Origin of the sequence: Bauldia sp. (assembly GCF_020442045.1) — a bacterium.
Lineage (GTDB): Bacteria > Pseudomonadota > Alphaproteobacteria > Rhizobiales > Kaistiaceae > Bauldia.
Genome location: NZ_JAGRLA010000099.1, coordinates 1 through 4227, shown reverse-complemented (window position 1 = coordinate 4227; position 4227 = coordinate 1). Strand labels below are relative to the sequence as shown.

The window sequence follows — 4227 nt, the reverse complement described above, 5'->3', positions numbered from 1 at the left end:
GAAGACGAAGTCGCGCCGGTGTTCGCCGTCCGCGAAGCCGTGCGAGGCGCCGAAGAGCCTGATGACGCCGTCGGTCTCGGCCTGGCGGCTGAAGTGATGGATGACGCTTGCCATCCGCCCCTTGTGCGCCTCGCCATGGCCGTAGACGTTGAAATAGCGCAGGCCGACGACCTTCGCCGTCAGCTCCTCCCGGCGCGCCACCCACTGGTCGAAGAGGAGCTTCGACCAGCCGTAGACGTTGAGTGGGCGGAGGCCGTCATTGGTCTCGCCGAAATCCGGCGAACCGCCATAGACCGCCGCCGAGGAGGCGTAGATCAGCGGCACGCGGCGCTGCTGGCACCAGGCGAAGATCTCCTTCGAGAAGGTGAAGTTGGTGTCGAGCATGTAGCGCCCGTCCCACTCGGTGGTGTCGGAACAGGCGCCCTGGTGGAACACCCCCTCGACCGGCCCGAAGCCGCCGCCCTCGGCGATCCGGTCACGAAAATCGGAGTGGTCGAGATAGTCGGCGATGCGGGCGGTGGCGAGATTGCGGAAACGGTGGCCGTCGGTCAGGTCGTCGACGACGATGATGTCGTCATGGCCGAGCCCGTTGAGGGCATGGACGAGGTTCGATCCGATGAAGCCGGCGCCGCCGGTGACGATGAACATGGGGCGAGGTGATGGCCTGACGGCGGGCGGAATGCAAGGGGCTTGGGGACGTGGCGTGAAGTCCGCGATACCTGCTTCGAGGCCCGGCTTCGCCGTGCACCTCAGCATGGCGAGGCGTTTGGGTTTCAGCCAAAGCGTCCTTCCCGGCCATCCTGAGGCGCGAGGGCGTTGGCCCGAGCCTCGAAGGACGCAATGGCGCTCCGCTACCTCAGCCCCGCATTGATCTCGGCGAGCGCCCCCGGGCCGGGGCAGAGGTCTTCCTCGCCGAGCCGGTTGAGCGGCATGTCCACCGTGTTCAGCCGGTCGTGGAGATCGCCGGGCGCGTCGTCCATGTAGAGGAGGCCGGTAACCACCTCGCCCTTCGCATGGTGGCGCTGGATATAGGCCATGGCGCCGAGCCGGTCGGTCGGGTCATAGTCCTCGTCGAGCTTGCGCAGGCGAAGCACCGTACCGTCGTGCTGGGTGACTTCCTCCACCGCGCCGGGCTCGTAGTCGGTGACGATCTCGTCTCGTCCCTCGATCCAGTCGATGGCGTTCACCGCGTCGTTATGCTCGCGCACATAGTCGAAGCTCTTGGTCGAGCCGGAGTGGTTGTTGAAGGCGACGCAGGGGCTGATGCAATCGATGAAGGCGATGCCGCGATGGCTGATCGCCGCCTTGATGATCGGCACAAGCTGCTTCTTGTCGCCGGAGAAGCCGCGGGCGACGAAGGTCGCGCCAAGGAGCAGCGCCATCGACACCAGGTCGAGCGGCTCGTCCATGTTGCTGACCCCGCGCTTGGAGGTCGATCCGGTATCCGCGGTCGCCGAGAACTGGCCCTTGGTGAGGCCGTAGACGCCGTTATTCTCGACGATATAGACCATCTTGACGCCGCGCCTGAGGCAATGGGCGAACTGGCCGAGGCCGATCGAGGCGGAATCGCCGTCGCCGGAGACCCCGAGATAGATGAGCTCGCGGTTGGCGAGGCTGGCGCCGGTCGCCACCGACGGCATGCGGCCATGGACGCTGTTGAAGCCGTGGCTCTGGCCGAGGAAATAGGTCGGCGTCTTCGACGAGCAGCCGATGCCCGACATCTTGGCGACCTTGTGCGGCGGCAGGTCGAGCTCGAAGCAGGCCTGGATGATCGCGGCGGATATCGAGTCGTGGCCGCAGCCGGCGCAGAGCGTCGAGACCGGCCCCTCATAGTCGCGGCGGGTGAAGCCCAGCCGGTTCTTCGGCAGGTTGGGATGATGCAGCTTCGGCTTGACGAGGTAGGTCATGAGCTTTGCCTTGAGCTTGCCCCACCCAGCGGCGATATTGAACGGGGATGGGCGATCGATACCCGGGGCCGGGCGTTCGGAGACGAACCGATGACGAAAATGCTGGAACGTGGAATTCGCGCCGTCGAGGCATTGTCGCCGGAGGAGCAGGACCTCGCGGGGGAATTGCTGCTTGAACTCGCCCGCGCCTCGCCGCCTGAATACGCGCTTTCGCCTGAGCAGATAGAAGAGGTGAAGCGTGCCGTCGCCGAGGCGGATCGTGGAGATTTCGCCAGTGACGCCGACGTCGCCGAAGCCTGGAAACGCTTCGAGCGATGAAGCCGCGCTTTACCGCGCGGGCAATTCGCCAACTCCGGGGGATCGAGGAATATATCCGGGAACGCAATCCATCGGCCGCCCGCAGCGTCGGCCATCGAATCCGGCGCACGACCGAGCTTCTCGCGAAATTTCCGACGCTCGGCCACGCCGGCGCGCTCGAGAGAACGCGCGAGATCGTGGTCCCGGGGCTGCCTTACATCATCGTTCATCGAATCGACCCGGACGGCACTCTGATTGTCCTGGCATCTGGCATGGCGCGCAACGGCGACCCGGACAGGCGCCAACCGAAGGGTCATGACGCCTGCTTCCGCAGTGGTGTCACCTTCAGCGCGGCGAGATGCTCGCCGATGGCGCGGGCGATGAAGCGGGCGGTGATCGGCGTGCCGTCATAGTGGAGAACCGGTACCAGCCGGGCCGGGTCGATGCTCAATTCGTTTACGAGAAGCGTCCGCATCTGGGCATCGCGATTCTGCTCGACGACGAAGACGAAGTCATGCTCGGCAATGAAGTCGGCGACGCTTTCGTGGAAAGGGAAGGCGCGCAGCCTGAGCAGGTCGAGCGGGTGGCCGTTCCCGCCGATCATCTCCATCGCCTCGTGCATCGCCGGCGTGGTGGAGCCGTAGTAGATGACGCCGATGCGGGCCGGTTCGTCGGCATCCTCGCGCACCGGCTCGGGGACCAGCGACCGCGCCGTCTCGAACTTGCGCAGCAGCCGCTGCATGTTCTCGACATAGTCGGTACCTTCCTCGCTGTAGCGGGCGTAGCGGGTCTTGGAGGTACCGCGGGTGAAGAAGGCGCCCTTGTTCGGATGGGTGCCGGGATAGGTGCGGAAGGCGATGCCGTCGCCGTCGACATCGAGGTAGCGGCCGAACGCCTTGCCGGATTCAAGCTCTTCCGCGGTGACCACCTTGCCGCGGTCGTAGCGGCGGCCTTCCTCCCACACCAAGGGCTCGCAGAGCCATTCATTCATGCCCATGTCGAGATCGAGCATGACGAAGATCGGCGTCTGGAGGCGGTCGGCGAGATCGAAGGAGCTGGCGGCGAAGGCGAAGCATTCGTGCGGGTCGGCCGGCAGCAGCAGGACGTGCTTGGTGTCGCCATGCGAGGCATAGGCGCAGATGCTCAGGTCCGATTGCTGGGTGCGGGTCGGCATGCCGGTCGACGGGCCGCCGCGCTGGACGTCGAAGATCACCGCCGGGATCTCGGCGAAATAGGCGAGGCCGATGAATTCCTGCATCAGCGAGATACCGGGCCCGGCGGTCGCCGTGAAGGCACGGGCGCCGTTCCAGGCGGCGCCGATGACCATGCCGATCGAGGCGAGCTCGTCCTCCGCCTGGACAATCGCATATCGGGCCTTGCCGGTGACCGGATCGGTACGATGGCGCCGGCAATGCTTGCCGAAGGCCTCGGCGAGCGAGGTCGAGGGCGTAATCGGATACCAGGCGGCGACGGTCGCCCCGCCATAGACGCAGCCGAGGCCGGCGGCGTCGTTGCCCTCCAGGAAGACGCGATCGCCAACCGCGTCCGCCCGCCGGATCTTGAGGTCGATGCCCTCGTCGCCAAATTCGGCGCGGACGGCATCGCGGCCGAGCGTCAATGCCTCGATATTCGGGGCGATCAGCTTGTCCTTGCCCCTGAACTGCTCGGCAATCAGGTTCTCGACCTCGGTAGGCTCGATGCCGAGCAATTCGGCCAGCGCGCCGACATAGATGATGTTCTTGAAGAGCTGGCGCTGGCGCGGGTCGGTATAGCGCGCGTTGCAGATCGAGGTCAGCGGCAGGCCGAGGACGGTGATGTCCTCGCGGAACTTCGAGGCCGGCATCGGCTTGGTCGAATCGTAGAAGAGGTAGCCGCCGGCATCGATCCCGGCGACGTCCTTGTCCCAGGTCTGCGGGTTCATCGCGACCACGAGGTCCGCGCCGCCGCGCGCGCCGAGCCAGCCCTGTTCGCAGACGCGCACCTCGAACCAGGTCGGCAGGCCCTGAATGTTGGAGGGGAAGAT

Annotated in this window: 5 protein-coding genes; 2 read left to right on the top strand and 3 right to left on the bottom strand. The window is 65.9% G+C overall.

Annotated elements, in window-relative coordinates:
- The coding region (rfaD, locus tag KDJ86_RS11410; protein WP_291745660.1) for an ADP-glyceromanno-heptose 6-epimerase at positions 1-648 on the bottom strand (648 nt) is incomplete at its 3' end.
- Positions 649-851: 203 nt separating this feature from the next.
- Positions 852-1907, bottom strand: a complete 1056-nt coding sequence (locus KDJ86_RS11405) for a 2-oxoacid:ferredoxin oxidoreductase subunit beta (RefSeq protein WP_291745658.1) — start codon at positions 1905-1907, stop codon at positions 852-854.
- A gap of 90 nt (positions 1908-1997) precedes the next feature.
- Between KDJ86_RS11405 and KDJ86_RS11400 the strand changes: the two genes are divergently transcribed.
- Entirely contained in the window at positions 1998-2225 is a 228-nt protein-coding gene (locus tag KDJ86_RS11400) for a hypothetical protein (RefSeq protein ID WP_291745656.1), read from the top strand.
- On the top strand, positions 2222-2617 hold the full coding sequence (locus tag KDJ86_RS20600; protein WP_367116788.1) for a type II toxin-antitoxin system RelE/ParE family toxin: 396 nt from the start codon (positions 2222-2224) through the stop codon (positions 2615-2617). The genes KDJ86_RS11400 and KDJ86_RS20600 overlap by 4 nt, the downstream gene beginning before the upstream one ends.
- Here the strand turns inward: KDJ86_RS20600 and KDJ86_RS11395 are convergent.
- On the bottom strand, positions 2518-4227 hold a 1710-nt coding region (locus KDJ86_RS11395), incomplete at its 5' end, for a 2-oxoacid:acceptor oxidoreductase subunit alpha (RefSeq protein ID WP_291745654.1). The genes KDJ86_RS20600 and KDJ86_RS11395 overlap by 100 nt on opposite strands.

Coding starts and splice junctions, on each gene's coding strand:
- KDJ86_RS11405 (WP_291745658.1), bottom strand. CDS start 1,907: ATGACCTACCTCGTCAAGCCGAAGCTGCATCATCCCAACCTGCCGAAG.
- KDJ86_RS11400 (WP_291745656.1), top strand. CDS start 1,998: ATGACGAAAATGCTGGAACGTGGAATTCGCGCCGTCGAGGCATTGTCG.
- KDJ86_RS20600 (WP_367116788.1), top strand. CDS start 2,222: ATGAAGCCGCGCTTTACCGCGCGGGCAATTCGCCAACTCCGGGGGATC.